This window comes from Mesorhizobium sp. M0571, from assembly GCF_040320985.1.
Lineage (GTDB): Bacteria > Pseudomonadota > Alphaproteobacteria > Rhizobiales > Rhizobiaceae > Mesorhizobium.
Map to the genome: position 1 here is coordinate 48,047 of NZ_JAMYQT010000005.1, position 13,263 is coordinate 61,309.

13 protein-coding genes and 2 pseudogenes are annotated in these 13,263 nt (G+C 62.9%); 10 read left to right on the plus strand and 5 right to left on the minus strand.

Features of this window, described 5'->3' with window-relative positions:
• Positions 1-2: 2 nt before the first annotated feature.
• Both NKI85_RS08225 and NKI85_RS08230 read right to left on the minus strand, forming a co-directional pair.
• Positions 3-395: a DoxX family protein gene (locus tag NKI85_RS08225; RefSeq protein ID WP_352776535.1), complete on the minus strand. Its 393-nt coding sequence runs from the start codon at positions 393-395 to the stop codon at positions 3-5.
• A 157-nt stretch (positions 396-552) separates the two neighbouring features.
• Entirely contained in the window at positions 553-1,329 is a 777-nt protein-coding gene (locus NKI85_RS08230; protein WP_352529584.1) for a VOC family protein, read from the minus strand.
• Positions 1,330-1,500: 171 nt separating this feature from the next.
• Here NKI85_RS08230 and NKI85_RS08235 point away from each other — a divergent pair.
• The 6 genes and pseudogenes from NKI85_RS08235 to NKI85_RS08260 all read left to right on the plus strand — a co-directional run bounded on the left by NKI85_RS08235 (position 1,501) and on the right by NKI85_RS08260 (position 6,576).
• A pseudogene (locus NKI85_RS08235) lies at positions 1,501-2,217 on the plus strand (gamma-glutamylcyclotransferase).
• 138 nt (positions 2,218-2,355) lie between these two features.
• A complete protein-coding gene (locus NKI85_RS08240) occupies positions 2,356-3,720 on the plus strand; it encodes an NAD(P)-dependent oxidoreductase (protein ID WP_352776536.1) in 1,365 nt (454 codons plus the stop codon).
• Positions 3,721-3,722: 2 nt separating this feature from the next.
• Complete coding sequence (gene preA / locus NKI85_RS08245; protein WP_352529588.1) at positions 3,723-5,036, plus strand: NAD-dependent dihydropyrimidine dehydrogenase subunit PreA; 1,314 nt, start codon at positions 3,723-3,725, stop codon at positions 5,034-5,036.
• Between the two features lie 110 nt (positions 5,037-5,146).
• Positions 5,147-5,665, plus strand: a complete 519-nt coding sequence (locus NKI85_RS08250) for an RrF2 family transcriptional regulator (protein ID WP_352529590.1) — start codon at positions 5,147-5,149, stop codon at positions 5,663-5,665.
• 13 nt (positions 5,666-5,678) lie between these two features.
• Positions 5,679-6,137 (plus strand): carboxymuconolactone decarboxylase family protein, encoded by a 459-nt coding sequence (locus NKI85_RS08255; RefSeq protein ID WP_352529592.1) that lies wholly within the window; start codon positions 5,679-5,681, stop codon positions 6,135-6,137.
• 61 nt (positions 6,138-6,198) lie between these two features.
• The gene (locus NKI85_RS08260) at positions 6,199-6,576 is read left to right on the plus strand and encodes a DoxX family protein (protein ID WP_352529594.1); all 378 of its coding nucleotides are present in this window, start codon (positions 6,199-6,201) and stop codon (positions 6,574-6,576) included.
• A 31-nt stretch (positions 6,577-6,607) separates the two neighbouring features.
• On the opposite strand, the gene NKI85_RS08265 is transcribed toward NKI85_RS08260, so the two are convergent.
• On the minus strand, positions 6,608-7,330 hold the full coding sequence (locus NKI85_RS08265) for an SDR family oxidoreductase (protein WP_352529596.1): 723 nt from the start codon (positions 7,328-7,330) through the stop codon (positions 6,608-6,610).
• Positions 7,327-8,178, minus strand: a complete 852-nt coding sequence (locus NKI85_RS08270; protein ID WP_352776537.1) for an SDR family NAD(P)-dependent oxidoreductase — start codon at positions 8,176-8,178, stop codon at positions 7,327-7,329. Before NKI85_RS08270 ends, NKI85_RS08265 begins: the two co-directional genes overlap by 4 nt.
• A 105-nt stretch (positions 8,179-8,283) precedes the next feature.
• Between NKI85_RS08270 and NKI85_RS08275 the strand changes: the two are divergent.
• Positions 8,284-9,155, plus strand: a pseudogene (locus tag NKI85_RS08275) (helix-turn-helix transcriptional regulator).
• Between the two features lie 66 nt (positions 9,156-9,221).
• Here NKI85_RS08275 and NKI85_RS08280 read toward each other — a convergent pair.
• Positions 9,222-9,863 carry a TetR family transcriptional regulator C-terminal domain-containing protein gene (locus NKI85_RS08280; RefSeq protein ID WP_352529602.1) on the minus strand — a complete coding sequence of 214 codons (642 nt, stop codon included), beginning with the start codon at positions 9,861-9,863 and terminating at the stop codon, positions 9,222-9,224.
• 227 nt (positions 9,864-10,090) lie between these two features.
• Between NKI85_RS08280 and aptA the strand changes: the two genes are divergently transcribed.
• From aptA to NKI85_RS08295, 3 genes are all read left to right on the plus strand, one after another.
• The gene (gene aptA, locus NKI85_RS08285) at positions 10,091-11,419 is read left to right on the plus strand and encodes an omega-aminotransferase AptA (RefSeq protein WP_352471500.1); all 1,329 of its coding nucleotides are present in this window, start codon (positions 10,091-10,093) and stop codon (positions 11,417-11,419) included.
• A gap of 109 nt (positions 11,420-11,528) precedes the next feature.
• Entirely contained in the window at positions 11,529-11,975 is a 447-nt protein-coding gene (locus NKI85_RS08290; RefSeq protein ID WP_352776538.1) for an endonuclease domain-containing protein, read from the plus strand.
• A gap of 3 nt (positions 11,976-11,978) precedes the next feature.
• Entirely contained in the window at positions 11,979-13,229 is a 1,251-nt protein-coding gene (locus NKI85_RS08295) for a Zn-dependent hydrolase (protein WP_352776539.1), read from the plus strand.
• Positions 13,230-13,263 lie beyond the last annotated feature (34 nt).

Sequence of the window (13,263 nt, forward strand, 5' to 3'; positions counted from 1 at the left end):
GCTCAGGCGCTGCGGCGGTTGTCCAGCGCCAGGGCGCCTGGCCCGGCAAACACCAGATAGAGGAAAATGAAGCAGAACGAGATCGCCGAATCGCCGCCATTGTTGACCGGAAAGAAGCCCTGCGGCACGTGCGCTATGAAATAGGCGATCGCCATTTCGCCGCAGAGAAGGAATGCAACCGGCCTGGTCAAAAGCCCCAATGCCAGCAGGATGCCACCGGCGAATTCGAGGATGCCCGCTGTCAGCGACAGCCCGCTCAGGGCGCCGGCATGATCGCTGACCGGAAAGTTGAATAATTTTTGGGTGCCGTGCTCCAGGAATTGCAGCGCCGTCATGATGCGCAAAGCGGCAAGGGCGAAGGGTTGATATCTGGCGAGGCCTTCGAAAAGCTTCATGCATGACTCCATTTTCACCTCGCCCGGCCATAGAACAACGCCAAAGGCCGGACCATTCACATAGTCCGGCCTGCCATCAATTGTCGGTGAGGAGAGTCGTGAGGAGTGCTGCAGCTTGGGGGCCGCACGATGGCGGCCCCGCGAATAGCGCGGCCTGTTACCGCACCGGCGCCATCAGCGCGAAATGGGCACCTTGCGGGTCCGTGCATTGCACGACCCAGCTGCCGCCGGGGACCTCCATCGGGCCCATCAGGATCTTGCCGCCATTGTCGGTGACGCGCTTGGCTGCCGCGTCGATGCCGGGCACGTTGAAATAGAACTGCCAGACCGGCACCGGGATCTGTTCGGGCTTGTTCATCATGCCGCCAACGGGTTCGCCGCCGAAGGCAAAGAGCTGGTATGTGCCCATTGGGCCCATGTCCATGGCGTCGCCCTTGGTCCAGCCGAACTGGCTGGAATAGAAATCGAGCGCCGCCTTCCAGTCGGACGTATAGAGCTCATGCCAGCCAATGTTGCCGGGTGTCGCCAATGGTAGCGGCTGCTGGTCTGGGCCGCTGGGCTGCAGGAAGTTGAACATCGCGCCTTGCGGATCGGCAACGACGGCAAAGCGGCCGACACCCGGAATGTCGTCGGGCTCGCGGTGAACCGCGCCACCAGCTTTCTTGAGGGAGGCTGTTGCCGCATCGATGTCCCTGGTGAGGATATAACCGATCCAGGCCGGCGGCATGCCCATCTTGCGCGCGTCCTCGGGCAGCGTCATCAGCCCGCCGACGCCGCGCTCGCCGACATTCATGACGATATAGCGCGGCATTCCCGGCGCCCCGTCGAAAGGCTGTCCTTTCCAGCCCACCACGGCTGTGTAAAACGCCTCGGCGGCGTCGAGATCGGTGGTCATCAGCTCGTACCAGAAGAAAGGCATCGGGGACTGTGGCATTGTCGTGCTCCTTGCGGTTCATACATCGATCATGCGCGATCCATCCTAGGACGATCTTCACGACAAAAATCCGACGGCCAACCAAAAAACGGCGAGAAAATCGGAAATGTTGTGGGGTTGCGCGCCTTGCGGTTTTCGACTTTCCTTGCCGTCAACGGGGGATGTCGATCCATGCGCCGGATGTCGCTCACTTCCGAACTTGTCGCGCTATGCCATCGGGAGGAGGCCGATCCCGGTCCCGATGGAAGCTGGACGCAGTTGACCGATGAGGATTTCCAAGACCTTGCCTTGCGTCTGTCTGATGAAGCAGACAAGGGGCCGTTATGGGTATTCGCCTATGGCTCGCTGATCTGGAAGCCGGCCTTCGAATCCGTCGAACGACAGCGCGCCACCGCCTTTGGCTGGCATCGGTCCTTCTGCCTCGACATCGCCCGCTGGCGCGGCAGCGCCGCGTAGCCCGGGCTGACGATGGCGCTCGAGCGTGGCGGGCGATGCAATGGCGTGATCCATCGCTTGCCGGAGGGCGAAAAGCCGCTGCAGATCGAAAGGCTGCTTCGGCGCGAGATCGATGATCACGAGAGTGTCGGCTCGGTCAGATGGCTTCCCGTGCGCACGGCGCAAGGCACAATCAGGGCGCTGGGCTTCTGGGTCGGCATAACCGGCAGGGGCACCTCGCTAAAACGGCCGCTGGAAAAGGTTGCGCGGGTGCTGGCAAGAGCATGCGGGCATGTCGGGTCCGGTGCCGAATATCTCTTCAACACCGTCCATCATCTGGAAGAGTTCGGCATTCGCGACCGCAACCTGTGGCGGTTGCAAGAGCTGGTCGCCGACGAGATCAGGTCGACCCATGGCAGTGACCCTGAGATCGACCCTCTGTCCGCATCGTGATTGCCCCCATCTCGAAAACATGAGTTCATCTATCATGTTTTGGTCAACCCTTTCAGTCGCTTGCGCCGAAAATTGACCAATTGATAAAAAAATAAAACGTGCTAGCCTCCCCCAAAACAAGAACATGGGGAACTGACGATGCCAGAAGGCCAGTTCAAGCAAGGCATTGCCGGCGGGCGACTTTCGCCGGAACAATATGCCGACAATTTCGCCGACCTGCATCCGCCGCTCGATCATCACGAGGCGCTGGTCGAGTCCGACCGCTGCTATTTCTGCTACGACGCGCCGTGCATGAATGCATGCCCGACCTCGATCGACATCCCGCTGTTCATTCGCCAGATTTCGACGGGCAATCCGATCGGCTCAGCCAAGACTATTTTTGATCAGAACATTTTGGGCGGCATGTGCGCCCGCGTCTGCCCGACCGAGACGCTATGCGAAGAAGTCTGCGTGCGTGAGGTGGCCGAAGGCAAGCCGGTGCAGATTGGTCGCCTGCAGCGCTACGCCACCGATGTCGCCATGGCCGAAAACAAGCAGTTCTACAAGCGCTCCGAACCGACCGGCAAGACGGTCGCCGTGGTCGGCGCCGGACCGGCCGGGCTTGCAGCCGCGCATCGGCTCGCCCGTCATGGCCACGACGTGACCATCCTGGAAGCCCGCCCGAAGCCCGGCGGCCTCAATGAGTACGGTATCGCCGCTTATAAAAGCGTCGACAATTTTGCCCAGGCCGAAGTCGACTATGTCACGTCGATCGGCGGCATCGACATCCAGAACGGCAAGGCGCTCGGCCGTGATTACCAGCTGTCGGACCTGACCAGGAATTACGATGCGGTGTTCCTCGGCATGGGGCTTGCCGGCGTCAATGCCTTGCGAGCGGATGGCGAGGAGGCGCAAGGCGTCACCAATGCCGTCGAGTTCATTGCCGAGCTTCGTCAGGCCAGTGATCTGGCCAGCCTGCCGGTCGGCCGGCGTGTTGTCGTCATCGGCGGCGGCATGACGGCGATCGACGCGGCGGTGCAATCGAAGCTGCTCGGCGCCGAAGAGGTGACGATCTGCTACCGGCGCGGCCAGGAGCACATGAACGCCTCCGAATTCGAGCAGGATCTGGCTGCCGCCAACGGCGTCACTATCCGTCACTGGCTGCAGCCGAAGCGGGTCATTGCCGATGGCGGCAAGGTGTCGGCGATCGAGCTCGAACACACCGCGATGGACGGCGACCGGCTCGTCGGCACTGGCGAGCGGCTGACGCTGGCCGCCGACCAGGTATTCAAGGCGATCGGCCAGAGCTTTGTTCCGGCTGCGCTCAACGGCAGCGGGGCCTTGCTTGCCCTGGAAGCCGGCCGCATCAAGGTCGACGCCGAAGGCCGCACCTCGCTGCCAAACGTCTGGGCCGGCGGCGACTGCATCTTCGGCGGCGACGACCTCACGGTCTCGGCCGTCGCGCAAGGCCGCGATGCGGCGGAAAGCATTCATCGGGCACTGACCTCGAACGGGAGGGCATGAGCATGGCAGACATCCGCAACAATTTCGTCGGCATCAAATCGCCGAACCCGTTCTGGCTGGCCTCGGCGCCGCCGACCGACAAGGCCTATAACGTCATCCGCGCCTTCAAGGCCGGCTGGGGCGGCGTTGTCTGGAAGACGCTCGGCGAAGAGGGCCCGCCGGTGGTCAACGTCAACGGCCCGCGCTATGGCGCTATCTGGGGCGCCGACCGCCGCTTGCTTGGCCTGAACAATATCGAGCTGATTACCGACCGCGACCTGCAGGTCAATCTGCGCGAGATCAAGCAGGTCAAGATGGACTGGCCCGACCGGGCGATCGTCGTGTCGCTGATGGTGCCGTGCGAGGAGCACGCCTGGAAGGCGATCCTGCCGGTGGTCGAGGAAACCGGCGCCGATGGCATCGAGCTCAATTTCGGCTGCCCGCACGGCATGTCGGAACGCGGCATGGGTGCGGCGGTCGGCCAGGTGCCGGAATACATCGAAATGGTGGTGCGCTGGTGCAAGGCCAACACCCGCATGCCGGTGATCACCAAGCTGACGCCCAACATCGCCGACATCCGCAAGCCGGCACGCGCTGCCCTTGCCGGCGGCACCGACGCGGTGTCGCTGATCAACACAATCAATTCGATCACCGGCGTCAATCTCGACAATTTCGCACCCGAACCAACAATCGACGGCAAGGGTTCGCATGGCGGCTATTGCGGTCCGGCGGTGAAGCCGATCGCCATGAACATGGTGGCCGAGATCGCGCGCGATCCGGAAACGAAGGGCCTGCCGATCTCCGGCATCGGCGGCATCACCACCTGGCGTGACGCCGCCGAATTCATGGCGCTCGGCGCCGGCAATGTGCAGGTCTGCACGGCGGCGATGACCTATGGCTTCAAGATCGTGCAGGAGATGATCGCCGGCCTGGAAAACTGGATGGACGAAAAGGGCCATGCCACGCTCGACGACATCGTCGGCCGCGCCACGCCCAACGTCACCGACTGGCAGTATCTCAACCTCAACTACGTCGCCAAGGCGCATATCGACCAGGACGCCTGCATCAAATGCGGCCGCTGCCACATCGCCTGCGAGGACACCTCACACCAGGCGATTACCGCAATCGTGGACGGCGTCAGGCATTTCGAGGTGATCGAGGCCGAATGCGTCGGCTGCAATCTCTGCGTCAATGTCTGTCCGGTCGAGAACTGCATCACCATGGAGCCGCTGGCGGTCGGCGTGATGGACCAGCGCACCGGCAGGCCGGTGTCGCCGATCTATGCCAACTGGACGACGCATCCGAACAATCCGATGGCCAAGGCGGCGGCGGAATAGGGCACGGCCCGTTATGGAAAAGCGGCACCTGCGGGCGCCGCTTTTTTTCAAATGGCTATTGCAGATGTAAATTATCCAGGATACCATATATCCATGAACAGGAGAGGGAAATGAAACTGGGCGAGGGCGTCGAAGCGGCCATCCACTGCGCCGCGATGCTTGCCGGCATGGAGGGCGCGGCGACCATGCCGGGTGCGGCCATGGCCGAAGCGTTCGGGCTGTCGCCGAGCTATCTCCTCAAGCATCTCAATATGCTGACGGCGTCGGGCATTCTGGAATCGGTGCCGGGGCCGTCCGGCGGCTACCGGCTGGCGCGACCGGCCGAACGCATAACGCTGCTCGACATCGTGCTCGCCGTAGAAGGACGTGAACCGGCATTCCGCTGCGCCGAAATCCGCCAGCGCGGCCCCGCCAGGCTCGATGCTTCGGTCTATGTCAAACCCTGCGGCATCAAGGTGGCGATGCTGAAGGCCGAGCGCGCCTATCGCGCCGCTCTTGCCGAGGCCCGGCTGTCCGACATCGTTGCAGAATACACTGCCGATGCCGATCCCCGTTCGGTCGCCGCGAACTGCGCCTTCGTCGAGCGCCATCGGCGGCCGCAGAAATCAAGTTCAACCAAGCAAGCATGAAAGGCTAAAGACGATGAGAGAGAGGCTGCAATTTTTCGGCGCGGCGCCGGAACTCATGAAGGCGGTGTCGGCGCTCAACAAGGCAGTCGACGAATGCGGGCTCGAAGAAAGCCTGTTGCACCTTATCAAGCTGCGCGCTTCGCAGATCAACGGCTGCTCGTATTGCGTCGAGATGCACAGCCGCGAAGCCCGCCGCGACGGCGAGAGCGAGCAGCGGCTCTATCTCGTCTCCGCCTGGAAGGAATCGCCGCTGTTTTCTGAGCGCGAGCGGGCCGCTTTCGCCTGGAGCGACGCGCTGACGAAGATCGCCGATAACGGTGTCTCGGACGAACTCTATGCACGGACGCTCGAGCATTTCTCGGAAGAGGAACTGGTCAAGCTCTCGGTTGCGCTTGGCATGATCAACACCTGGAACCGGCTTTGCGTTCCGTTTCATGCAATCCATCCGATGCCAGCAGTCTTGGCCGCTTGAGCATGGACCAGGCGCGCGGCCTTCCGCCGCGCGCCTCTTTTCTGCTCAACGACCCGACAGCATGTTTTCAAACTTTGATAGTGAGATCCTATTCGCCGCCCGCTTGCTGCTTGGCGGCGCCTTTGTCTTTGCCGGCCTGCGCAACATTCAGAACGCGGCGTTGGTGAGCCAATTGATGACGACGCGCGGCGTGCCGCAGGCACGGCTGGTGCTGTGGCTGGGGATCGTCCTGCAGATCATTGCCGGAGCACTGGTGATCGCGGGCATCTGGACCGCTCCGGCAGCGGCATGCCTGATCCTGTTCCTGATCATCGCTACGCCGATGTTCCATAATTTCTGGGATCATCAAGGACCTGAACGTGCGTCTCGCATCAATGGCTTTGTCGGCAACGTGGCGCTGACCGGAGGATTTCTGGCGATGATCGCGCAGTCGCTTTGACAGCCACCGCCGCCTCGCGGAGGCAGCCGCTCTATGCCGCATACCGCAAGCCGCCGTCGCAGGTCAGCACCTGGCCGGTGACGAAGCTGTTCGAAACCAGGAACGCGATCGCCTCGGCGACATCCTCGGCGCGGCCGATGCGGCCGACGGGCGTCTTGCCGGCATACTCGGCAAACACGGCATGGCGCTGTTCATCGGGCAAAAAGTCCCACCAGGGCGTGTCGATGACGCCCGGTGCCACGACATTGACGCGTAACGGCTTCAGCTCCATTGCCAGGATCGGCACCACGGTCAGCAGCATGCCGTTGACGGCGGCGATGCCGGCGACACCCGGCGCCGACAATTGCGCCGACACCGCCGAGATGAAAGTCACCGAGCCGCTCTTGTTCAGCGTCGGCAAGGCGGCCTGCAGGCAGGAGAGCTGTGGCCGGACTTTCTCGTCGACGCCGCCGCCGATGTCGGTCAGGTCAAGCGTTTCGAACGGGCCGAGGCCCTTGCCGCCGCTGGCGGCCAGCACCAGGTGATCGAAAGGGCCGAGTTCGTTGAAGAACCGGCGAACCTCGTCCGGCTTCGCGGCATCGAAGGCAGCTTTTTCGACGGCGCCGCCAAGGCTTTGCCATGCATTGTCGAGCCTTTCCCTGCTGCGCCCGGTGATGGTCACCTTCATGCCCGGGCCAAGCAGCTTTTTCGCGGTGGCGAGGCCGATGCCGGAGGAGCCGCCGACGACCACGGTGTGCTGCGTTTTCTCGATCATGAATCCTCTTTCTTCGATGTTGCGGAAGCCGGTGCGAGCCCGGCAAGACCGAGGCTCGATTCCCGCAATTGGCGTCGTGCCTTCGCGTCATAGGCTTGCGCATCGGCGCGGGATTGCCTTTGGCCGTCGAAATAGAGGCCGCTTCGCCCTTCGAGCGCGGGCGACGTCGCGAGGTTGATGATGGCCTTGGCGCCGGTTTCGACCGAGCTCCAGGGTGTGATGCCGGCCTGCCGCACCATCGTAGTGTTCATGTAGCTTGCCGGATGCAGGCTGTTGACCGTGACGCCGGTGCCGTTCAGCTGCTCTGCCAGATCGATGGTGAACATGATCTGCGCCAGCTTGCTCTGGCAGTAGGCACGGGCGCCGTCATAGGAGCGGGTCTGCATGACGTCGTCGAAGTCGATCGCCTGCTGGCCGGCCGAGGCGACGTTGACGATGCGCGCCGGCGCGCTGGACTTGAGCAGCGGCAGCAGCTCCGTGGTGAGCAGGAAGCCGGCGAGATAGTTGACCGCAAAGCGCAGCTCGTAGCCGTCGGCGCTGACCTGCCGTTTCGCGTTTGGGCCGGCGGTGCCAACGCCGGCATTGTTGATGAGGATTTCGAGCCGCTTGGTCCTTGCGCGCACGGCCTCGGCGAGGCGGCGGACTTCCGCCAGGGAGGAGAGGTCGGCGACGAGAAGCTCGGCCTTGCCGCCGGCGGATTCGATTTCGGCCACGGTCGCCTTGCCCCTTTTTGCGTCGCGGCCATGCACCAGCATGCGCGCGCCGCCGGCGCCGAGCCGTTGCGCGACGACGCGGCCGACGCCGTCGGTCGACCCGGTGATGAGGATCGTCTTGTCTTTCAGTTCCATGTTCGGAGCCTCCATCTCATAGCTCTGAGCGGAAAGATGGGGCGCAAGCCGTTTGCCAAACAGTTCAAACTTTATCCTGGTATCGGTACTGCTATAATAGGTCCGATGGATTCACCGACGCATTCTGCCGAAGACAGCCGCCGCCGCGAGCTTGGCGCCTTTCTGCGCTCGCGGCGCGAAAGGCTGACGCCTTCGGCCACGGGCATCTCGACGGGCTTGCGCAGGCGTACACCCGGGCTGCGGCGCGAAGAGGTGGCGATGATCGCCGGCGTCGGCACGACCTGGTACACATGGCTGGAGCAGGGGCGCGACGTGCGACCGTCGGTGGAGGTGCTGACGGCGCTCAGTCAGGCGTTGCGCCTGGACGCCGCCGAGAAACGGCATCTGTTCATCCTTGCCGGCCGGCCGCAGCCGGAGCATCGCGTCGACGCGCCTGAAAAAGTCGACGGCCCCTTGCTGCACATGCTGCAAAGCCTGGTCCTGCAGCCGGCCTATGTCGTTGGGCGTCGCTGGGACGTGCTGGCCTGGAACTCTGCCGCGGCAGCCGTGTTCGGCGACTATGGCCTGCTGGAGGGCGATGCCCGCAACGTCGTCCACATGGTTTTCACCAACCCGCAGCATCGGCGCCTGCTTATCGACTGGGAGGAACTGGCGCGCGCCGTGCTGGCGTCATTCCGGGCGGAAAGCGCCAAATATGTCGGCGACCCGGATTTCGAGCGGCTGATCGCGCTGATGAGCGTTCGAGCCCGGAGTTTCGCGCCTGGTGGCCGCTGCGCGATGTGGCCCGCAAACTGTCGGGTGTGAAGCATGTCAGGCATCCGACGGCCGGCGCCATGGCGTTCGAGCACATGAGCCTGTCGATCGACGACGGCTCGGACATGAAGCTGATCGTCTACACGCCGCTCGCCGAGCAGAACTCGATCGCCAAGCTCGAAAAGCTGCTGGAGACGCTTCCGGCCGAGCGGCGCAGCGCCTGAACCCTTTCTTTGTTTTGACCATGATCTTGTCCGAAAACCGGCTTCCACTTTTCGGGATCATGGTCGTCAGCCCTTCGGCTTCAGCCCGTCGATGAACAATTGCTCGAGAAATCTTGCGGCATCCTCGAAGCGGCCGTCGCCGCCGCGGTCGGGGCCGAGCACGGCGCGGACCTGGACGTCGAAATCGGCGTAATGCTGCGTCGTTGCCCAGATCGAGAAGATCAGGTGCCACGGATCGGTGCGGGCGATCTTGCCGGCACGCATCCAGGCCTTGATGACGTTGGCCTTCTCGTCGACCAGCGTCTTCAATTCGCCTTCCAGCATCGGCATGATGCGCGGCGCGCCCTGCAGGATCTCGTTGGCGAACAGCCGGCTCTCGCGCGGGAAATCGCGCGCCATTTCGAGCTTGCGCCTGATGTAGCTGCGCAGTTCGGTCAAGGGGTCGCCGATGTCGTCGAGCTCGCGCAGCGGCGCCAGCCAGGTGTCGAGAAGCCGCTGCATCAGCGTCTCGTGGATGTCCTCCTTGCGACGGAAATAATAGAGCAGGTTCGGCTTCGACATGCCGGCCGCTTCGGCGATCTGGTCGATGGTCGAGCCGCGAAAACCGTTGGTGGAGAAGACTTCGAGCGCCGCCTCCAGGATGAGCTCGCGCTTTTCCAGCTGGATGCGGGTGCGGCGAGGAGCGGAGCCTTCGACCGCCCCCGTCACCCCGAAAAGCTTTCACTGTGACGGGCGCCTGGACCAATTCTCTGGACCAGTTTTTCTCCGCCCTGTGGAGCGCACTTCGAAAGCCGCATTTCCGCTAGTAATCCCTTGACCGCTGATAAGGCGGTGCTAACGTTTGTCCAACCGGTCAAAAATTTGCGTAGCACGAAAACGCAGCAAAGACCAAGCGTTGGCCGCACCGAAACAGGTTACAAGGGGAAGTCTTGGTCATGTCCAACCGGCTGAAAGTCACGCCGAACGATCTCAGCGCATTCTGGATGCCGTTCACGGCAAACCGGCAGTTCAAGCAGGCGCCGCGCATGATGGTGTCGGCCAAGGACATGCACTACACGACCAGCGACGGGCGCAAGGTTCTCGACGGCACTGCCGGCCTGTGGTGCGTCAATGCCGGCCACTGCCGCCCGAAGATCACCGAGGCGATCCAGAGCCAAGCGGCCGAACTCGACTACGCACCCGCGTTCCAGATGGGCCATCCGATCGTGTTCGAACTGGCCAACCGCCTGGTCGATATCGCGCCGAAGGGCATGGACCATGTGTTCTTCACCAATTCCGGATCGGAATCGGTCGAGACGGCGCTGAAGATGGCGATCGCTTATCACCGCGCAAAAGGCGAGGGCTCGCGCACCCGTCTGATCGGCCGCGAGCGCGGCTATCACGGCGTCAATTTCGGTGGCATCTCGGTCGGCGGCATCGTCACCAACCGCAAGATGTTCGGCACGCTGCTCGGCGGCGTCGACCACATGCCGCATACGCATTTGCCGGAAAAGAACTCCTTCACCAAGGGCGTGCCCGAGCATGGCGCGGAATTGGCCAACGAGCTGGAGCGCATCGTCGCGCTGCATGACGCCTCGACTATTGCGGCCGTCATCGTCGAACCGGTAGCCGGTTCCACCGGCGTCATCCTGCCGCCGAAGGGCTATCTGCAGAAGCTGCGCGAGATCTGCACCAAGCACGGCATCTTGCTGATCTTCGACGAGGTCATTACCGGCTTCGGCCGCCTCGGCACGCCGTTTGCCGCCGACTATTTCGGCGTCACGCCCGATATCATGACCACCGCCAAGGGCGTCTCCAACGGTGTCATCCCAATGGGCGCGGTGTTCGTGAAGAAGGAAATCCACGACGCCTTCATGACCGGCCCCGAGCATATGATCGAGTTCTTTCACGGCTACACTTACTCTGGCAATCCGATCGCCTGTGCAGCCGCACTCGGCACGCTCGACACCTACAAGGAAGAGGGGCTCTTGACCCGCGGCGAGGAACTGGCGCCGTACTGGGAGGACGCACTGCATTCGCTGAAGGGCGAGCCGAACGTCATCGACATCCGCAATATCGGCCTGATCGGTGCGATCGAACTGGCGCCGATCGCCGGCCAGCCGACGAAACGCGCCTTCTCGGCTTTTGTGAAGGCGTTCGAGCGCGGTGCGCTGATCCGCACCACCGGCGACATCATCGCGCTGTCGCCGCCGCTGATCATCACCAAGGGTCAGATCAACGAGTTGATCGACCATGTGCGCGAAGTGCTGAGGGCGGTGGATTGAACCAGGTGCAGCTTTCCCTCCCCCTTGAGGGGAGGGTGGCCGCGAAGCGGCCGGGTGGGGTCGGTGCGGCAGTGCGCCAACCTGACTTTCGGCCGCATAGGTGTCTCTGATGCCCCGTACCCGCGTGAGTTTCGAAATGCGCCAAAAGGCGCGCGCGCTTCGAGTTCATGGGACCAAGGGCGAATCGCTGCTGTGGTATGAACTGCGCGAGCTGAAATCGTCCGGCATCAAGTTCCGCCGCCAGTGTCCTATTGGGCCCTATATCGTTGACTTTGCCTGCCTTGCCGCAAAGCTGGTCGTGGAAGTGGATGGTGATCTGCACGAACACGAGAGAGGCAAACGGCACGACGCCGTCCGTGATGCCTATCTGCGATCGCTCGGGTTCGAGATCTTTCGCGTCGATGAGCCCGATGTCATAAACAGCGCTTGGCATGTCGCACAAGTGGTCAAGGATAAGGTCGCGCGCATGTTCGGCGACCCCACCCGGCCGCTTCGCGGCCACCCTCCCCTCGAGGGGGAGGGGGACGCTGGCGTGCCGCAACCGATGAGGTTTTAGAATATGGCCGCTCCTGGCGAGAATCTGCGAATCAATTCAGACCGTTTGTGGGATTCGATAATGGAGATGGCGAAGATCGGCCCCGGCATTGCCGGCGGCAACAATCGCCAGACTGTTACCGATGAGGACGGCGAAGGTCGGCATCTGTTCAAGCGCTGGTGCGATGAGGCGGGGCTCGAAATGGGCGTCGACGAGATGGGTACGATGTTTGCCCGCCGCGAAGGCACCGACCCCAATCTGCCGCCGGTTTACGTTGGCAGCCATCTCGATACCCAGCCGACCGGCGGCAAATATGACGGTGTGCTCGGCGTGCTCGGCGGGCTGGAGATCGTGCGCTCGCTCAACGATCTCGGCATCAAGACAAAGCATCCGATCGTCGTCACCAACTGGACCAATGAGGAGGGCGCGCGCTTTGCGCCGGCAATGATGGCGTCCGGCGTGTTCGCCGGCGTCCTCGACCAGGCCGACGTCTACTCGCATGTCGACAAGGACGGCAAGAAATTCGGCGAGGAACTCGAACGCATCGGCTGGAAGGGCACCGAAAAGGTCGGCGAGCGCAAGATCCACGCTTTCTTCGAACTGCATATCGAGCAAGGCCCGATCCTCGAGGACGAGGGCATCGACATCGGCGTCGTTACCCATGGCCAGGGACTGAAATGGCTGCAGGTGACGCTGACCGGCAAGGAGGCGCATACCGGCTCGACGCCGATGCCGAAGCGGCGCAATGCCGGGCTCGGCATGGCGCGGGTGATCGAGCTGGTGCACGAGATTGCCATGGACTATCAGCCGGACGCGGTGGGCGCGGTCGGCCATATGGAGGTCTATCCGAACTCGCGCAACATCATCGCCGGCCGTACGGTCTTCACCATCGACATCCGCTCGCCGGAAAAAGAAGTGCTGGATGCCATGGACGGGCGCGTCCGCGAAGGCATCGACACGATCTGCGACGCGCTCGACATCAAATATGCCATCGATCAGGTCGGCCATTTCGACCCTGTCACCTTCGACCCGGGCTGCGTCAAGGCGATTCGCGACGCCGCCGAACGGCTCGGCTACTCGCATCGCAACATCGTCTCCGGCGCCGGCCATGACGCCTGCTGGATCAACCGCGTCGCACCGACGGCTATGGTGATGTGCCCCTGCGTCGACGGGCTCAGCCATAACGAGGCCGAGGAGATCTCCAAGGAATGGGCGGCGGCTGGCGCCGATGTGCTGTTTCATGCGGTGGTCGAGACGGCGGTGATTGTCGAATGAAGCAATAGGCTGCTGCCTCGTAACGCCGCTCGCA

What these genes read in the sequence shown, in the direction of transcription:
- NKI85_RS08260 (WP_352529594.1), top strand. Translation starts at nt 6,199, where the DNA reads ATGTTTTCAAACTTTGATAGTGAGATCCTATTCGCCGCCCGCTTGCTG.
- NKI85_RS08295 (WP_352776539.1), top strand. Translation starts at nt 11,979, where the DNA reads ATGGCCGCTCCTGGCGAGAATCTGCGAATCAATTCAGACCGTTTGTGG.
- NKI85_RS08290 (WP_352776538.1), top strand. Translation starts at nt 11,529, where the DNA reads ATGCCCCGTACCCGCGTGAGTTTCGAAATGCGCCAAAAGGCGCGCGCG.
- aptA (WP_352471500.1), top strand. Translation starts at nt 10,091, where the DNA reads ATGTCCAACCGGCTGAAAGTCACGCCGAACGATCTCAGCGCATTCTGG.
- preA (WP_352529588.1), top strand. Translation starts at nt 3,723, where the DNA reads ATGGCAGACATCCGCAACAATTTCGTCGGCATCAAATCGCCGAACCCG.
- NKI85_RS08230 (WP_352529584.1), bottom strand. Translation starts at nt 1,329, where the DNA reads ATGCCACAGTCCCCGATGCCTTTCTTCTGGTACGAGCTGATGACCACC.
- NKI85_RS08270 (WP_352776537.1), bottom strand. Translation starts at nt 8,178, where the DNA reads ATGGAACTGAAAGACAAGACGATCCTCATCACCGGGTCGACCGACGGC.
- NKI85_RS08255 (WP_352529592.1), top strand. Translation starts at nt 5,679, where the DNA reads ATGAGAGAGAGGCTGCAATTTTTCGGCGCGGCGCCGGAACTCATGAAG.
- NKI85_RS08250 (WP_352529590.1), top strand. Translation starts at nt 5,147, where the DNA reads ATGAAACTGGGCGAGGGCGTCGAAGCGGCCATCCACTGCGCCGCGATG.
- NKI85_RS08225 (WP_352776535.1), bottom strand. Translation starts at nt 395, where the DNA reads ATGAAGCTTTTCGAAGGCCTCGCCAGATATCAACCCTTCGCCCTTGCC.
- NKI85_RS08240 (WP_352776536.1), top strand. Translation starts at nt 2,356, where the DNA reads ATGCCAGAAGGCCAGTTCAAGCAAGGCATTGCCGGCGGGCGACTTTCG.
- NKI85_RS08265 (WP_352529596.1), bottom strand. Translation starts at nt 7,330, where the DNA reads ATGATCGAGAAAACGCAGCACACCGTGGTCGTCGGCGGCTCCTCCGGC.